Origin of the sequence: Marinomonas sp. TW1, from assembly GCF_001625355.1 — a bacterium.
In the GTDB taxonomy this organism is placed as follows: domain Bacteria; phylum Pseudomonadota; class Gammaproteobacteria; order Pseudomonadales; family Marinomonadaceae; genus Marinomonas.
Map to the genome: position 1 here is coordinate 47,765 of NZ_JSEE01000009.1, position 15,298 is coordinate 63,062.

Below are 15,298 nucleotides of genomic sequence, written 5' to 3' on the forward strand. Positions count from 1 at the left end.
ACAACGCAGGGTGTTAGTCTTGCTGATCTTCGCGGAGCGGTAATCTGAGTAAATAAATGCTGACGCAAACGCCGATGCTTATCAAGCCCACTGTTGCCCAGAAACGGTAAACAATCAGCATGGAAATGCTCATTCCGAGCCACATGAAGATAATGGCTCGGTTGCGAGAGCGTTTTGGAATGCCATCTTCCGATTGCCAATCGCGGACAATGGGGCCGAAGAATTTGTGGTTCAACAGCCAAGAATGGAAGCGCTTCGATGACTTGGAGAAGCACCAAGCCGCGAGCAGCACCAAAGGGGTGGTCGGAAGCAAGGGGAGATAGATGCCAATAATACCTGTTATTAACGATAACCAGCCAAGTAGCAGGTAAAGGTATTTTTTTGCTGGCATCATAGCAACCACCTTATGGACGAAGCGAAGACAGTAAAAATTTGCGATAGGGTTTCATTATGGTGCTTATTGACCAGAATTGAAAATCGCAGACATGTCATCTTCGGTTTCGTTCGCAATTAACGGCCAGCCACCAAGGCGTTTCCAACGGTTCACCATTTCACAAAATAATTCGGCGGTTTTTTCCGTATCGTATTTGGCAGAGTGTGCTTCTGAATTACTGAAAGGAATGGAGGCGACTTCACAGGCTTTTGCCAACACCGTTTGTCCGAACACCAAACCGGCTAAGCTGGCGGTGTCGAAACTGGAGAAAGGGTGAAATGGGTTGCGCTTGATGTCGGCTCGTTCGATTGCGGCATTTAAAAAACCATGATCGAATGCGGCATTGTGGCCCACTAGAATCGCTCGTTTACAACCTACGGATTTCAGCTCTTTGCGAACTTTAGCGAACATTTGAGTGATGGCTTCGTTCTCGGTTATGTCTTCTCGACCAGGCTCAAAAGGATCAATGCCAGTAAAATCCAAAGCGGCTTTTTCAAGGTTGGCACCTTCAAAAGGTTTGATTAAAAAGCCAACAGTTTCATGTATATAAAGGTCACCATTGTCATCCATTCTTAGGATGCTGGCAGCCATTTCTAACAATGCATCGGTTTTTTGATTAAAGCCTGCGGTTTCGACGTCGATAACAACGGGTAGGAAGCCGCGGAATCGATCTTTGATTTCATGGTTTGACAAAAGAAGGTCCTTAATTCTGCCGCTTGTATAAGATTAACGGTACAATAGGATTTGATGATAACACAACTGATTACGCTTGAACGAGATGTCTCAATGGGAATTGCCCAACAACTGCTAATTCGAACAACGTTTTTACTGACGGCTGGGTTAAGTTTTAACCAGGCCCATGCATTGACTCATTATCAGTCCGGAATTACCGATTCTGAATGGCTGCTATCAGGGGACATTTTCTCCTGTAGTTTGACGCACCCAGTACCGCATTATGGTGAAGGCCAGTTCATTAAAGAAGCCGGTGAGCCAATGAAGTTTGTGTTGCAGCCTAGAAATGAAAAGCTCGGACCGGGTCAGGTGTACATCATTTCTCAAGCGCCGGATTGGTCTCCGGGCAGTAAACCAGAAACCTTGGATATTTTACCTTACCCAGGATACGGTCTCACGGTGGAAGTGGGGGGAAAGGTGGCAGAACGCATGTTGACCAGTTTAGACCGCGGACGTCATCCTGTTGTCGCTGGCCGTGCTTGGGAAAACAGTAAAGAAACCGTTGAAGTCGGCTTGTCTAATATCAATTTCGCGCCCGCCTATAATGAATTTCGTCGTTGCTTAGCCACCTTGTTACCCGTTAATTATGATCAAATTGCACGAACGGCGGCTTTATTTCCTTTAAATGGCGTGGATTTAACAGAGCGAATCAAAGCTCGTTTGGATTTGGTGGCGCTGTATGTGTCGTCCGATCCAAGTGTTGAATACATTTACATTGATGGCCATACCGACAACATAGGTTCTCGTCGAGATAACCGTGAACTGTCGAAAATTCGAGCGGAAAAGGTGACGGCCTACTTATTAGAAAAAGGTGTCGCCGCGGGTAAAATTATTTCTCGTTATCACGGTGAGCGCTACCCATCGACCAGCAATAACAATTCGCAAGGTCGTGAGCGTAACCGACGGGTGACCATTCGGTTGGAAAAAAACGACATCAATTAGTCCACCGTTTAATAGTGTGAATTGATTTCTCTTCTAAAAGCCTTATTTTCTCGCGAAATAAGGCTTTTTACTTGCTAAGCCAGTAGCGAAAATTTAAACTTACAGCCCCTTTTTTAAATTATTTGCGCCGCCGTGTACTGGTTTGAAAGCATTGGCGTGGGAGCGCGAGCTCGTTGAGGAGAATAGAAATAATGTCTGACGTGAAGAAGGTAGTGCTTGCCTATTCAGGCGGCCTGGATACTTCCGTAATCGTGAAGTGGCTTCAAGAAGAGTATAACTGTGAAGTGGTGACCTTTACCGCTGACCTAGGACAGGGTGAAGAGGTTGAACCAGCTCGCGCGAAAGCTCAAGCGTTGGGTATTAAAGAAATCTACATCGAAGATTTGCGTGAAGAATTTGTCCGCGACTTCGTATTCCCTATGTTCCGAGCGAACACGATTTATGAAGGCGAATACCTACTAGGTACGTCAATTGCTCGTCCTTTGATTGCTAAGCGTCTGATCGAAATCGCCAATGAAACCGGTGCCGATGCAATTTCACACGGCGCGACGGGTAAAGGTAACGACCAAGTTCGTTTTGAATTAGGTGCTTACGCATTGAAGCCAGGCGTTAAAGTGATTGCACCTTGGCGTGAGTGGGACTTAACGTCTCGTGAAACGCTAATGGCGTACTGTGAAGAACATAAAATCCCAGTGGATTTCTCAACTAAGAAGAAAAAATCACCATACTCAATGGATGCGAACTTGCTTCACATCTCTTACGAAGGTGATCAGTTAGAAGATCCTTGGATGGAAGCTGAATCTGACATGTGGCGTTGGTCTGTTTCTCCTGAAGAAGCACCAAACGAAGCAACATACATTGAAATCGGTTACGAAAAAGGTGACCCAGTATCATTGAATGGTGAAGCGTTATCACCTGCAACCATGTTAGAAACATTGAACAAAATTGGTGGCGAAAACGGTATTGGTCGTGTCGATATCGTTGAAAACCGTTTTGTTGGTATGAAAGCTCGTGGCTGTTACGAAACACCTGGTGGCACCATCATGATGAAAGCTCACCGTGCGATTGAATCTATCACTTTGGATCGTGAAGCGATGCATTTGAAAGATGAAATGATGCCGCGTTACGCGAAAATCATCTACAACGGTTTCTGGTGGTCAGAAGAGCGTCGTATGATGCAAGCCTTGATCGATACGTCTCAAGAGCACGTAAGTGGTACGGTTCGTCTTAAATTGTACAAAGGCAACGTCGAAGTGGTTGGCCGTCAATCACCAAACAGTTTGTTCGATAGCTCTGTGGCGACATTCGAAGATGACGCTGGTGCTTATGATCAGAAAGATGCAGCAGGCTTCATTAAATTGAATGCGTTGCGCATGCGTATTGCGGCACAAAAAGGCCGTGGCTTTCTAGATAAAAAATAAAGACTAATATTGTTTTATTAGTGTTTCTAAGAAACGCTCCTTCCAAATTGGATTGAGCGTTTTTTTATGTTTTGTCCAATCGGTCAAAATTTGCTAATTTATCCATTGATAACGCCGACGAGTGACTTTTTTTATCGTACACTCTTGGCTACGAATAAAAATGAGCCAAGTGTTTGGCTTTGTGTCACCCAGAAGGATGGGCAATATGACAATTTATAATGTTGGTTCGATTAATCTCGACCACCTCTATCAGTTAGACCATTTCGTTCGACCTGGTGAAACGATGGCCTCAGACCATTACCAGTGTTTACTGGGAGGGAAGGGGGCGAATCAATCCGTTGCCTTAGCGAAAGCCGGTGCTGACGTGAAACACGTTGGCGCGATTCACCATAGCGATCAAAGTGTGGTGACACAGTTGCAGTCTTTGGGGGTCGACACCAGTTTGATCCGACAAATTGATGTGCCAACCGGGCACGCGATCATTCAGCTGACGAAAGAAGCGGAAAATTCGATTATTCTCTACCAAGGTGCGAACCATGCTTTAACGGAAGAGCAGGTGGATCAGGTATTGGAGAAGGCTCAACAGGGTGATTGGGTGTTACTGCAAAATGAGACCAATCTGATTGAATATGTGATGCAGAAAGCACAACAGCAAGGGGTAAAAGTGGCTTTTAACCCTGCGCCAATGGACGTTACTTTGAGCAAAAACGTACTGGGTTTGGTGGATTTATTGATTGTGAATGAAGTGGAGGCGATGGACTTAATCGGCACGCCTGACATTGATAGCACCATTGCCGCCTTTCCAGACGCTTACCCAGATTTAGCCGTGCTGATGACGTTAGGTAAAGCCGGTGTGTGTTATTTCAATGGTGAAGAACGTATTCAAGTTGAGGCTTTTTCCGTGCAGGCGGTTGATACGACGGCCGCCGGTGATACGTTTATTGGTTTTTGTCTGTCGGCCATGATGCAAGGCCAAGGCATGGCCGAATCCATCCGACGTGCTTGTGCCGCTTCGGCAATATGTGTCACCCGTTTAGGGGCGGCTTCATCTATACCCACGCAGCAAGAAGTGACTGAATTTCTTGCTCAGCATGACTAGTTTAAAAAGAGGAACAGGCGATATGGCTCGTAAAATTATTATTGATACGGATCCAGGCATTGATGATGCTATGGCGATTTTCTTTGCTTTCCAAGCGCCACAATTAGAGGTACTTGGTCTGACCACAACCTTTGGTAATGTGTCGGTGGATTTGGCGACTCAAAATGCCATCACCTTAACGGAAATCGCCAAGGTTGATGTGCCTGTTGCTAAAGGGGTTGCGGTACCGAGTGTCATCGCCCCACGACCACACCCAGATTTCGTTCATGGTTCAGATGGGTTTGGTAATATCGATTGGCCTGCGCCAAAAGGTCAGGCTGTTGAGCAAAGTGCCGCGCAGTTTATTGTTGATGCCGTTCGCGCTAATCCAGGTGAAGTCACTATTGTGGCGCTTGGCCCGTTAGGGAATCTAGCGAAAGCGTTAGAGCTAGATCCAGAGGTAGCCAACCTAGTAGATGAAGTAGTGTTGATGGGCGGTACTGCGATCGAATACGGTAACGTTTCTCCTGTTGCTGAGGCGAACATTATGAATGATCCACATGCGGCTGATAACGTCTTTACCGCGCCTTGGCAAGTGACCATGATAGGTTTGGATGTTACTCACCAAGTCTTGCTAGACAACGGTGTACTTGAGCGTATTCGTGAAGCTAACCCAACTGAAGGTGGTTTCTTGTTCGATTGTGCGCAGCATTACATCAATTTCTACAGCAGCCGATTTGATATGGATGGCTGTTACTTCCATGATGCGTCAACCATTGCTTATCTTATGGACCCAAGCATCTTTGGTGTAGAACTTGGTGCAGTGCGTGTTGCATGTGAAGGCATTGGTATTGGTCAAACTATCTTTGCGCCGGAAGGGATGACTTTCCCTGAGCCACATTGGACAGACGTGCCAATGACACAGGTGTGCATGGAAGTGGACAGTGACAAGCTGCTGAAACTCTTTGAAACGACATTATCTTAACGGAAACAATGGCGCTAATTAGCGTTCTGTTAAGACGTTGAACAAACCACAAAGGCGTTGGTCTTTGTGGTTTTTTTAATGGGTTTTCTATGAAGGAATAATAAGCGCTGTTTGGTGTGTTACTCGTGCGCTTCAACAAAGTCTTTAATAAAGGCCACATCTTTGTCTGAAATGGTGTGGTATTTGAGTTTAATGTAATGCTTGTTGTGCTCGTTGAAAATGTCGAGGTCTGGGTCACACAAAACCTTAATCAGTTTGCGCTCTCCTTCGTGCATGGCTTTCAGTTCCAACTTGACCATTTTGGAACCTTCTAGCCCAGTTGGTGCTTCCACTTCAATCATCTTGGTTGAGATGTGGGTGCAGTGAATTGGCATAACCTTGCCATTGGTAAGATACAAAGAGCCTGTCCAAAAGCAGCGGACATAAGGTGATTGGGTAATAGACATGGGTCAATCCTTTCCTATCTATGAGGTGTCGCCTGTGACGTTATTGGTAACAGTATAGTGCATGTTTTTTGGGGAAGGAAGGAAGGAAAATCAATAGATTGAAAGAAGGGGGCGAAATTCAATCTATTGATTTTTGGTGCTGATTTTAGCGTATTTAGCCGAATTTCTTGATACTTTCCCCTAGCGCGTCAATGAGGCTACTCATTTCAGATTCCTCCGTTGTGAACGGTGGCGCCAATTGAATGGTGTCACCGCCATAACGTACATAATAGCCTTTATCCCACATGGACATGGCAATTTGGAAAGGGCGTTTCGCAGGTTCTCCGTCAGCGGCGGCTAAGGTAATGCCAGCGGCAAAGCCATAGTTACGAATGTCCGTAATGGCATCACTTGCACCTTTTAAGGAATGAACGTGATTTTCCCATGTTGGACTCATTTGATGAACTCGCTCAATCAGTCCTTGAGAACGAATGGTTTCTAAAGACGCTAAACCTGCCGCACAAGCAATAGGGTGGGATGAATAAGTATAGCCATGAGGAATTTCCAGCATATACTCCGCGCCACCTGTGTCCATAAAGGTATCGTAAATTTCCTGTTTAAATACTGCCGCACCCATTGGAATAACACCGTTGGTTACTTGTTTTGCCATGGTTATGATGTCAGGCGTGACACCAAACGCTTCGGAGCCAGATTGCGCTCCCATACGGCCAAATGCGGTGATGACTTCATCAAAGATCAACAGGATGTTGTGCTGGTCGCAAATTTCCCGCAAGCGTTGTAAGTAGCCTTTTGGTGGTACGATCACGCCCGCTGAGCCCGACATAGGCTCAACAATGACGGCGGCGATGTTAGAGGCATCGTGCATGGCAATCATGTTTAGCAGCTCTTCTGCTCGTTCTTTGCCTGTGTCTGCCATGCCTTTGCTGAACTCAGTGCCTGGTACTTGAGTATGGGGTAAATGGTACGATTCTAAGCCTTGTCCGTATAAAATTCGGTTCGCTGGAATGCCACCGACGCTGAAACCAGAAATGCCCGCACCATGATAACCTTTAGCGCGACCAATGAACTTTGTCTTAGTGCCCATGCCTTTTTTGCGCCAATAGGCTCGCGCTACTTTGAGTGCTGTATCCACGGATTCAGAACCTGAGCCTGTAAAGAATACACGGTTTAAACCAGCTGGCATGAACTCAGTGATTTTCTCTGCCAGTTGGAAAGACTTTTCGTGACCAAATTGAAAGGCTGGGGAGTAATCGAGTGTTTTGACTTGCTTGGCTACGGCTTCATTGATGGCGGGGACGCTGTGTCCTAGACCGCAGGTCCAAAGCCCTGATAAGCCGTCAAAGATCTGGCGGCCATCCGCATCTGTGTAATAGTGGCCTGATGCCGCTGTGATAATACGAGGATCTTTCTTAAATTGACGGTTGCCTGTGTAGGCCATCCAATGGGCATCAAGTTGAGCTTGAGTTAGGTTGGTTTTAGCGATGTGGCTCATAGCATCCTCATTATCATGGGTAAAAACATAATAATGAGCATGCCTTGAAGGAAAGGTTAGATAAATCTCAGGTTAGTTAAATTTAGTTTAGCGTTTATTTAACTAAATGCTTTTAGTTAATTGAATGCAGGTGACAAGTAAAGGTGAGATTTAATCGGATGTTTTTTCTTTGAATTCACACAAATCTTCAATGATGCAAGCGCCACATTTTGGCTTGCGAGCGACGCAAATGTAGCGACCATGAAGAATCATCCAGTGGTGAGCATCCAATAGAAATTCTTTTGGTACGAATTTTAGGAGTTTCATTTCTACTTCTAAGACGTTTTTTCCAGGAGCCACTTTGGTGCGATTACTGAAACGGAAGATGTGGGTGTCCACGGCCATGGCAATCTGTCGAAAGGCGGTGTTCAACACTACATTTGCCGTTTTGCGTCCAACCCCTGGTAGTGCTTCAAGGGCTTCACGGGTTTCAGGCACTCGGCTATTGTGTTGTTCGACCAAAATTTTGCAGGTTTTAATGGCATTTTCGGCTTTGGCATTAAAAAGGCCAATGGTTTTTATGTACTCTTTTAATCCCTCCACACCTAAAGCCAGCATGCTTTCAGGTGTGTTGGCGACGGGAAAAAGTTTGCGCGTGGCTTTATTGACACTCACGTCTGTTGCTTGCGCTGAAAGCAAAACCGCAATCAATAACTCAAACGGTGAATGGTATTCCAGTTCGGTCACTGGATTAGGGTTTTCTGCTCGTAATCGAGAAAAGATCTCATGACGTTTGGCTTTATTCATTTGTGAGCAACCTTAACCTGTTTGCCCAGTCACACGCACACGTTTGGACTCTGCAGGACCGGCTTTGGCTTTCGCAGCAGCAATGCGCTCTTTCTCTTTTTCATCAAAGTAGTTCTTGCCTGCAATCAGTAAGCCTAATCCGATAAAAGCACCAGGTGGTAAAATGGCAAATAAGACATTCGGGTAATTTTGGAAAACGGTGAGTTTCCAGTGCAGCGCCATGTCACCAAATAACAAATGCATGTCAGAGAAAAGTGTGCCTTGACCAATCAATTCACGCATGGCACCCAAGGCCACCAGAATCACCATGAAGCCCAAGCCCATCATTAAGCCGTCAATAGCCGATGGCAAAATAGGGTTACGGCTGGCAAAGGCGTCAGCACGACCTAGAATGGCACAGTTGGTCACAATCAGGGGGATAAATATGCCGAGAATCTGGTACAGCTCATACGTATAAGCTTGCATGATGAGTTCGATGGAGGTGGTGAAAGACGCAATGATCATCACAAAAGCAGGCAAACGCACCGCTTCAGAAACATAGTTACGGATAATGGATACCGCGATGTTAGAACCGACCAATACGACCAGTGTGGCGAGGCCAAGTCCTAACGCATTAACAACGGTACTGGTCACCGCCAACATGGGACACAAGCCAAGCAATTGCACTAAGGCCGGGTTGTTCTTCCAAATGCCGTTGTAGATGATCTCAGCATAATTGGCTGAGGGTTTTGTCTCAGCTGAGTCTGTGCTTGTTAAATTAGGGTCTTGTACGTCGTCAGCGACGGCGGTTTCTGCGCTCATTTTCATCGTCATTCACTAACGCGCCAGCAGCGCGTCCTTGTTTTGATCAAAGTACAAAAGGGTGTTTTTGACAGCCCGAACCACGGCTCTCGGTGTAATGGTCGCGCCAGTAAACTGGTCAAAGTCACCACCGTCTTTCTTCACTGCCCAACCGGATAACTCTGGATTGTTTAACGACTTATTGGCAAAGCTAAGGATCCAATCGGATTTTTTCAAATCCACCTTATCGCCTAGGCCAGGTGTTTCTTTGTGACTGATGACACGGCTACCGGTGACGACGCCATCACGGTTAATCGCTACCAGCATATCCAAATTACCATTGTAACCACGAGTGGCGGTCGTTTCGAAGATGATGCCAGTGACCTCACCGTCTTTACGGGCAATATGAATCTTAGTGCCAGTTTCGCTGCCTAACAGAGGATCAACCGGCAAAGTGGCGGTGTCCTTGGTGAGATCGTTGTCATACAAATCAGCAGGTAAAATGTCATTAAAGGCAGAGATCTGCGCTTCAAGAATATTGTCCTTAATGGTGTGATCGGTCAGTTGATGGGTCACGGCGATCAAACCTGCGGTTAAGACAGCGTATATGCCTAAGCCAAGACTGTTGCGTCGAATCGAAGAGAGTATTTCCATTACTTGTCCTCCCCAACTTTTAGGCCTTTTTTGGCTTTGCTATGACCATAACTGCGTGGTTGTGTGTAGTAATCAATTAGCGGCGCAGCAAAGTTCATCAAGAGTACACCAAATGCCACACCATCAGGGTAACCACCCCAAGTACGAATAATGTAAATGAGAATGCCAATGCCCAAACCATAGATCAGCTTACCACGATTACTGGTACAAGAAGACACAGGGTCGGTGGCAATAAAGAAGGCACCAAACATGGCCGCCCCCGTTGCTAAATGAAACGCTGGGGAAGCAAAATGGCTTGGATCAATAACATAAAATACGCCAGACAGAGCCAACAAACCGGCTAAGAAAGCCACCGGTGTGTGCCAAGTAATGATGCGTAACCAAAGTAGCCCTAAACCCCCTGCGAGGTAAGCAAGGTTGATCCACAGCCAAGCATTGACACTGGCCGCTTGTAAGGCTGGAAGAGTATTAAACGCGGCTTCACTGTCGAGTAAATCTTTGTGCTTAAAACCGTCTAATGGTGTTGCCATGGTATAGCCATCAATGCTGGGCAAATGATGGAAAATGGCTTGCAGGCTCTGTAACAAAGACAGGGTTTCCCCTGAAGTCGTAAGGCTGGTGTGACCTAGCCATTGGCTCATGGGCACCGGAAAGGACACCAGTACAATAGCGTAACCCACCATGGCGGGATTGAATGGGTTGTTGCCCAAACCGCCGTACAATTGTTTGGCGAAAATAATAGCAAAACCAACCGCAGTAACCGTGACCCACCAAGGCACCACGGGGGGAAGGGCAATGCCCAGCAATACCGCCGTTAATAAGGCACTGTAGTCTTTTAGAAAGAAGGCTACTGAGCGTTTACGAATCAACAGAATGAGTGCTTCACTGGCAAGTGCTGTTAAACAAGCAATGATAATGTTGATCAGGGTGCCAAAACCGAACAACCAAGTCTGCACTAGGATGCCTGGCACGGTTGCCAAGATGACCATTTGCATCACCCAAGAAGTGCGATGGCCTGCACGTTGCGCATGGGGAGACGATATTCTCAATAATGCCATTTATTGACTCTCTTGCTGTTTCATCAGTTGCTCAAGCAAATGTTCCGCTTGCGCTTGCTTGTCTTTAAGTTGAGCGATTTCTATTTGAACTTGCTCCGCATTGTCCGGTTCCACGCCAAGCTTTTTCGCCAGTTTGTTGGCTTGTGCTTTGGCTAAAGCAACGGCTATTTTTTGTTGCTTAATTTGTTCTGCCAAACTGGCTTGAGGCGCGTCGTCATTTGCTGGTTCGCTTGTCGATGCTTCGATTGTCGATGGTTTGGCTTTGGCCGGATTCGACTGTGGCGCTTCGGTCGATTCTAATTGTGCCAGTTTCTGCTGAGCTTCAAGCAATTTTTGTGGCCACTCGGACGCTTGGATTGCTTCGTCGCTCTTACCTTGCTCTTTTAATAGAGCAAGGTTCTTTTCCGCTTTCTTGATACCGGCTTTGGCAATGGCGAGGTCAATCTTGCGCTTTTTGTCATCGTCTGCGTTCGTTGGAGCCGCTGGCTGTGCTTGAGCCGCCGTTGATGTTTTCTTAGCAGAGGCTGTTTCCGCTGCCGGTGTTGCGGTTTCTAATTGCGCCAGTTTTTGCTGAGCATCGAGCAATTTCTGTGGCCACTCAGAAGCTTGGATGTCGGCTTCGCTCTTACCTTGTTCTTTTAATAGGGCAAGGTTCTTTTCGGCTTTCTTGATACCGGCTTTGGCAATGGCAAGGTCCACTTTGCGCTTTTTATCTTCGTCTGCTGTGCCGACACTGTTTTGCGTAGGTTTTGAGGCCACGGTTGTTTTAGGCTGTGCATTCGGGTTGGCTAGGGCATGTTCCAATTCAGAGGCTCTTTGCTGAGCGTCTTTGAATTGCTGACGCAATGTGTCAAGCTCTGGTGCTTGTAGCTCTTCCGCTTTCTTCAGAGCTTTTTCCACTTTCTTCACGGCTGCTTTGGCAATGGCGGCGTCAATTTTGAGTTTTTTCAGCTCGTCGCCGTTCGCTGCAGCTTCACCACTGGCAGGTTTGGCGGTCACATTATCGCTGGCCTGTGCTTGATCCAATTTGGTCTGAGCTGCTTTTTGCAGTGCTTCTAAATCGGCCACCTTTTGCTTCAATTCAGCGTCTTCAGGCGCTTCAGCCAATTGCTTTTGGGCTTTTTTCAGTTTTACACCCGCCAGAGCCAGGTCCACTTTGGCCTTTTTGAGTTCATCATTGGCTGCAGGCTTTGGAGCCGACTTAGCGGCGACTTGTGTGGCTGCCCCCGCTTGATCCAATTTGGCTTGAGCGGCTTGTTGTTGCGCTTGTAAATCCGCGACTTTTTGTTTCAAGTCCGCATCGTCTGGTGTTTCGTCCAGTTGCTTTTGAGCTTTTTTCAGCTTCACGCCGACCAGAGCAAGATCCACTTTGGCTTTTTTCAATTCATCGCTGGCACTGTCTTGCGCTGCTGGTGTTGGTTTCGCCACCGGTGCAGCCGGTGCAACCTTGGCCATTTGTGCTTCCAAGTCTTTCACTTGGTTCGCTTGGTCTGTCACTTGCAGTTGTAAGTTGTTGATCTCTTCAACATGCTCGTTTTCTTGCGCGCTGAGTAATTGCTTTTCCAGCTTCTTCAATTTGGTTTTGGCAATGGCCAGATCCACTTTGAGCTTTTTGGCTTCGTCGTTTGTCGCAGGTGCCGCACTGGCAGCCGCTTTTGGTGCGACTTTGCTGGCGTCCTTAGTTGGTGCCGGTTTTTGACGTGCTAGACGTTTGGCTTCTTTCTCAGCCGCTTCTGCGTCTTGACGTGCTTTACGTGCTTCAAAGCGTTGCTTAGCAAGGTCGGCTTTTACGGCTGATTCACGAGCTTCACGAATGCTGCTCTTAGAATGACGATAATACTGTACTAAGGGGATGCTGCTTGGGCAGACATAAGAACAAGCACCACATTCGATGCAATCAAACAAATTGTGATGTTCGGCTTTTTCGTGTTCTTGGCTTTTGCTGAACCAAAGCAATTGCTGTGGTAACAAGCTGACAGGGCAGGCCTGTTCACACATGCCACAGCGGATGCAGGCTTGTTCTGGGGCTGGCGGCGGCAATTCTTCTTTGGTCGCGGCCAGAATACAGTTGCTGGTCTTCACCACAGGTACTTGAGGGGAATCTAGAGTAAAGCCCATCATAGGGCCGCCCATCACAAGGCGATGTAGTCTATTGTCTTGGGATTCTGCGTAGGCCAATAGGTGAGACACAGGTGTGCCCAATAACACTTCCACGTTTTGTGGTGCATTTAAGGCATCGCCCGTTAATGTGGTAAAACGAGAAATTAGGGGTTTGCCCAAATAAACCGCATCGTGAACGGCGACACAGGTGCCGACGTTTTGACACAAAATACCGATGTCCGCTGGGTGTTGGCCGCTGGGTACTTCTTTGCCGGTAAGCAGTTGAATCAGCTGTTTTTCACCGCCTGACGGGTACTTGGTTGGTACCACCGCCACTTTGATGGTGCTGTTACGCTCATCCAGTAAGTCGTTTAGTAACTTAATCGCGGTTGGTTTGTTGTCTTCAATGCCTATCACCACTTGGCTGGCGTTGACTAGGTGTTGTAATACTTCTATGCCAAGAATCAATTCCAGTGTTTTTTCACGGATCAGCATATCATCTGCCGTGATGTAAGGTTCACATTCTGCGGCATTGATGATGAAGTGAGTCAAAGGGGATTTGTTGGCACCTTGCAGTTTTACTTGCGTAGGAAAGCCTGCGCCGCCCATGCCGACAATGCCCATTTCTGATAAATATGCCAACACATCGGTGCGGTTTTTGGTTTGCCAATCGACCAAAGGTTCGAGGGCTTGCCATTCTTCCAAACCGTCTGGTTGCAGAATGACACACAGGTCGCTCAAACCAGACGGATGAGCGATCAAGCGTTCTTCAATTGCGGTAATGGTGCCAGAAGTCGGAGCGTGTAAAAAACTACTTAGAAAGCCATTGTTAATGGCCAGGGTTTGACCTTTTAACACCTTGTCACCGGCTTTTACCAGAGGTCGTGAACTCTGACCAATGTGTTGGCCCAGTGGCAAGATTAATTCGTTTGGCAGACCTGGACGACCTAAAGGCAGTTGCAGTGACTGTGCCTTATTTTCTGGTGGGTGAATGCCGCCATGAAAAGAGAAAATATCAAACGCCTGCATTAGTGTGCGGCCTCCGTCTGACGATCTGTCGCAATAATATTCAACGAGGTGCTGGTAACGCCTTGCGGTTTATCCCAAGACCAGGTTTTGGTGTTAACGCCCACTTCTACCATATCAATACAATCCACTGGGCAAGGCTCAACACATAGGTCGCAACCGGTACATTCATCAGAAATGACGGTGTGCATTTGTTTTGCGGCCCCTAGAATCGCATCTACAGGACAAGCTTGGATGCATTTGGTACAGCCAATGCATTCATCCTCACGGATCACTGCGACGCGTTTGGCACTTTCGGTACCGTGATCACCGTCTAACGGTATGGCTTCTACATCGAGTAAATCGGCTAGGGCTTGAATCGTTGCTTGACCGCCTGGTGGGCAGTGATTAATGGCTTCGCCGTTGGAGATGGCTTCGGCATAAGGTCGACAGCCTGGGTGACCACATTGGCCACACTGAGTTTGGGGAAGCAAAGCATCGATTTGATCAACGATCGGATCGCCTTCCACATGGAAGCGCACATTGGCATAACCTAAAATGCCGCCAAAGACTAAGGCTAATAACACTAGGATGCCGATGGCCAATAATACAGTTGTCATGGTTTGGCTCCTAAATCTGTACCAAGGCGGTGAAGCCCATGAAAGCCAAGGCCATTAAACCTGCCGTGATCATGCCGATTGCCGACCCTTTAAACACCACAGGTACGTCGGCCACATTGATGCGTTCGCGCATGGCGGCAAACAACACCAAGACAAATGAGAAGCCGACCGCGGCACCGAAGCCATATAAAATGGATTCAACAAAGTCGTTTTGTTTGCTGATGTTTTGCAGCGCCACACCCAGTACAGCACAGTTGGTTGTTATCAAGGGTAGGAAAATCCCCAGCACGCGGTACAACAAAGGACTGGTTTTATGTACCACCATTTCAGTAAATTGCACCACGACAGCAATCACTAATATGAAGGAAATAGTTTGCAGATATTCCAGACCAAATGGCTGCAATATGTAGGTAAAAGTGAGATAGCTGCACAGACTGGAAAGAGTCAGTACAAAGGTGGTGGCCATCGCCATACCAATAGATGTCTCTAATTTTCCAGACACACCCATGAAAGGGCAGAGTCCTAAAAACTGTACCAAGACAAAATTGTTCACCAAAATGGTGCTGACTAGTATCAACAGATATTCAGTCATCTCACGTCCAAAAAAAGGGTAAATTCATCGAAACTAATAGTGCTTGCCCGAGCACTTCCTGCGAGCGTAACTATACCAATCTGCTTATAACTAACAAAGCTAAAAATCCAGTATATATAGTCTGATTTAGTATATAGATAATAAGTTTCGATTATATAAGCTGGATTTATGTAT

15 protein-coding genes are annotated in these 15,298 nt (G+C 46.9%); 4 read left to right on the forward strand and 11 right to left on the reverse strand.

The features are described from left to right. Positions 1-13 precede the first annotated feature (13 nt). Both OA79_RS09640 and rnt read right to left on the reverse strand, forming a co-directional pair. Entirely contained in the window at positions 14-394 is a 381-nt protein-coding gene (locus OA79_RS09640) for a YbaN family protein (protein ID WP_082825440.1), read from the reverse strand. 63 nt (positions 395-457) lie between these two features. Next, positions 458-1,126 (reverse strand): ribonuclease T, encoded by a 669-nt coding sequence (gene rnt / locus OA79_RS09645; protein WP_063333028.1) that lies wholly within the window; start codon positions 1,124-1,126, stop codon positions 458-460. A 54-nt stretch (positions 1,127-1,180) separates the two neighbouring features. Between rnt and OA79_RS09650 the strand changes: the two genes are divergently transcribed. From OA79_RS09650 to OA79_RS09665, 4 genes are all read left to right on the forward strand, one after another. Continuing rightward, positions 1,181-2,107 (forward strand): flagellar protein MotY, encoded by a 927-nt coding sequence (locus tag OA79_RS09650; protein ID WP_082825441.1) that lies wholly within the window; start codon positions 1,181-1,183, stop codon positions 2,105-2,107. Positions 2,108-2,298: 191 nt separating this feature from the next. After that, positions 2,299-3,528 carry an argininosuccinate synthase gene (locus OA79_RS09655; protein WP_063333029.1) on the forward strand — a complete coding sequence of 410 codons (1,230 nt, stop codon included), beginning with the start codon at positions 2,299-2,301 and terminating at the stop codon, positions 3,526-3,528. Positions 3,529-3,733: 205 nt separating this feature from the next. Beyond that, entirely contained in the window at positions 3,734-4,627 is an 894-nt protein-coding gene (locus OA79_RS09660) for a ribokinase (protein WP_063333030.1), read from the forward strand. Positions 4,628-4,649: 22 nt separating this feature from the next. Then, positions 4,650-5,591 carry a nucleoside hydrolase gene (locus tag OA79_RS09665; protein ID WP_063333031.1) on the forward strand — a complete coding sequence of 314 codons (942 nt, stop codon included), beginning with the start codon at positions 4,650-4,652 and terminating at the stop codon, positions 5,589-5,591. 119 nt (positions 5,592-5,710) lie between these two features. Here OA79_RS09665 and OA79_RS09670 read toward each other — a convergent pair whose 3' ends face one another. The 9 genes from OA79_RS09670 to rsxA form a co-directional block, all read right to left on the reverse strand. Continuing rightward, positions 5,711-6,037: a hypothetical protein gene (locus OA79_RS09670; protein WP_063333032.1), complete on the reverse strand. Its 327-nt coding sequence runs from the start codon at positions 6,035-6,037 to the stop codon at positions 5,711-5,713. 154 nt (positions 6,038-6,191) lie between these two features. After that, a complete protein-coding gene (locus tag OA79_RS09675) occupies positions 6,192-7,529 on the reverse strand; it encodes an aspartate aminotransferase family protein (RefSeq protein ID WP_063333033.1) in 1,338 nt (445 codons plus the stop codon). Between the two features lie 150 nt (positions 7,530-7,679). Then, entirely contained in the window at positions 7,680-8,315 is a 636-nt protein-coding gene (gene nth, locus OA79_RS09680) for an endonuclease III (RefSeq protein WP_063333034.1), read from the reverse strand. A 12-nt stretch (positions 8,316-8,327) separates the two neighbouring features. Further along, positions 8,328-9,122 carry an electron transport complex subunit E gene (locus tag OA79_RS09685; RefSeq protein WP_231908850.1) on the reverse strand — a complete coding sequence of 265 codons (795 nt, stop codon included), beginning with the start codon at positions 9,120-9,122 and terminating at the stop codon, positions 8,328-8,330. A 9-nt stretch (positions 9,123-9,131) separates the two neighbouring features. Next, positions 9,132-9,749: an electron transport complex subunit RsxG gene (gene rsxG, locus OA79_RS09690; RefSeq protein ID WP_063333035.1), complete on the reverse strand. Its 618-nt coding sequence runs from the start codon at positions 9,747-9,749 to the stop codon at positions 9,132-9,134. Then, on the reverse strand, positions 9,749-10,807 hold the full coding sequence (rsxD, locus tag OA79_RS09695; protein WP_063333036.1) for an electron transport complex subunit RsxD: 1,059 nt from the start codon (positions 10,805-10,807) through the stop codon (positions 9,749-9,751). The genes rsxG and rsxD overlap by 1 nt, the downstream gene beginning before the upstream one ends. Next, positions 10,808-13,936, reverse strand: coding sequence for an electron transport complex subunit RsxC (gene rsxC, locus OA79_RS09700; protein WP_063333037.1), 3,129 nt, complete (start codon positions 13,934-13,936; stop codon positions 10,808-10,810). Beyond that, positions 13,936-14,532, reverse strand: coding sequence for an electron transport complex subunit RsxB (rsxB, locus tag OA79_RS09705; RefSeq protein WP_063333038.1), 597 nt, complete (start codon positions 14,530-14,532; stop codon positions 13,936-13,938). The genes rsxC and rsxB overlap by 1 nt, the downstream gene beginning before the upstream one ends. Before the next feature lie 10 nt (positions 14,533-14,542). Then, on the reverse strand, positions 14,543-15,124 hold the full coding sequence (rsxA, locus tag OA79_RS09710; RefSeq protein ID WP_063333039.1) for an electron transport complex subunit RsxA: 582 nt from the start codon (positions 15,122-15,124) through the stop codon (positions 14,543-14,545). Between the last annotated feature and the right edge of the window lie 174 nt (positions 15,125-15,298).

Coding starts and splice junctions, on each gene's coding strand:
- rsxC (WP_063333037.1), bottom strand. CDS start 13,936: ATGCAGGCGTTTGATATTTTCTCTTTTCATGGCGGCATTCACCCACCA.
- OA79_RS09675 (WP_063333033.1), bottom strand. CDS start 7,529: ATGAGCCACATCGCTAAAACCAACCTAACTCAAGCTCAACTTGATGCC.
- rsxA (WP_063333039.1), bottom strand. CDS start 15,124: ATGACTGAATATCTGTTGATACTAGTCAGCACCATTTTGGTGAACAAT.
- OA79_RS09650 (WP_082825441.1), top strand. CDS start 1,181: ATGATAACACAACTGATTACGCTTGAACGAGATGTCTCAATGGGAATT.
- OA79_RS09655 (WP_063333029.1), top strand. CDS start 2,299: ATGTCTGACGTGAAGAAGGTAGTGCTTGCCTATTCAGGCGGCCTGGAT.
- OA79_RS09665 (WP_063333031.1), top strand. CDS start 4,650: ATGGCTCGTAAAATTATTATTGATACGGATCCAGGCATTGATGATGCT.
- OA79_RS09640 (WP_082825440.1), bottom strand. CDS start 394: ATGATGCCAGCAAAAAAATACCTTTACCTGCTACTTGGCTGGTTATCG.
- nth (WP_063333034.1), bottom strand. CDS start 8,315: ATGAATAAAGCCAAACGTCATGAGATCTTTTCTCGATTACGAGCAGAA.
- OA79_RS09670 (WP_063333032.1), bottom strand. CDS start 6,037: ATGTCTATTACCCAATCACCTTATGTCCGCTGCTTTTGGACAGGCTCT.
- OA79_RS09660 (WP_063333030.1), top strand. CDS start 3,734: ATGACAATTTATAATGTTGGTTCGATTAATCTCGACCACCTCTATCAG.
- rsxG (WP_063333035.1), bottom strand. CDS start 9,749: ATGGAAATACTCTCTTCGATTCGACGCAACAGTCTTGGCTTAGGCATA.
- rsxB (WP_063333038.1), bottom strand. CDS start 14,532: ATGACAACTGTATTATTGGCCATCGGCATCCTAGTGTTATTAGCCTTA.
- rsxD (WP_063333036.1), bottom strand. CDS start 10,807: ATGGCATTATTGAGAATATCGTCTCCCCATGCGCAACGTGCAGGCCAT.
- OA79_RS09685 (WP_231908850.1), bottom strand. CDS start 9,122: ATGAAAATGAGCGCAGAAACCGCCGTCGCTGACGACGTACAAGACCCT.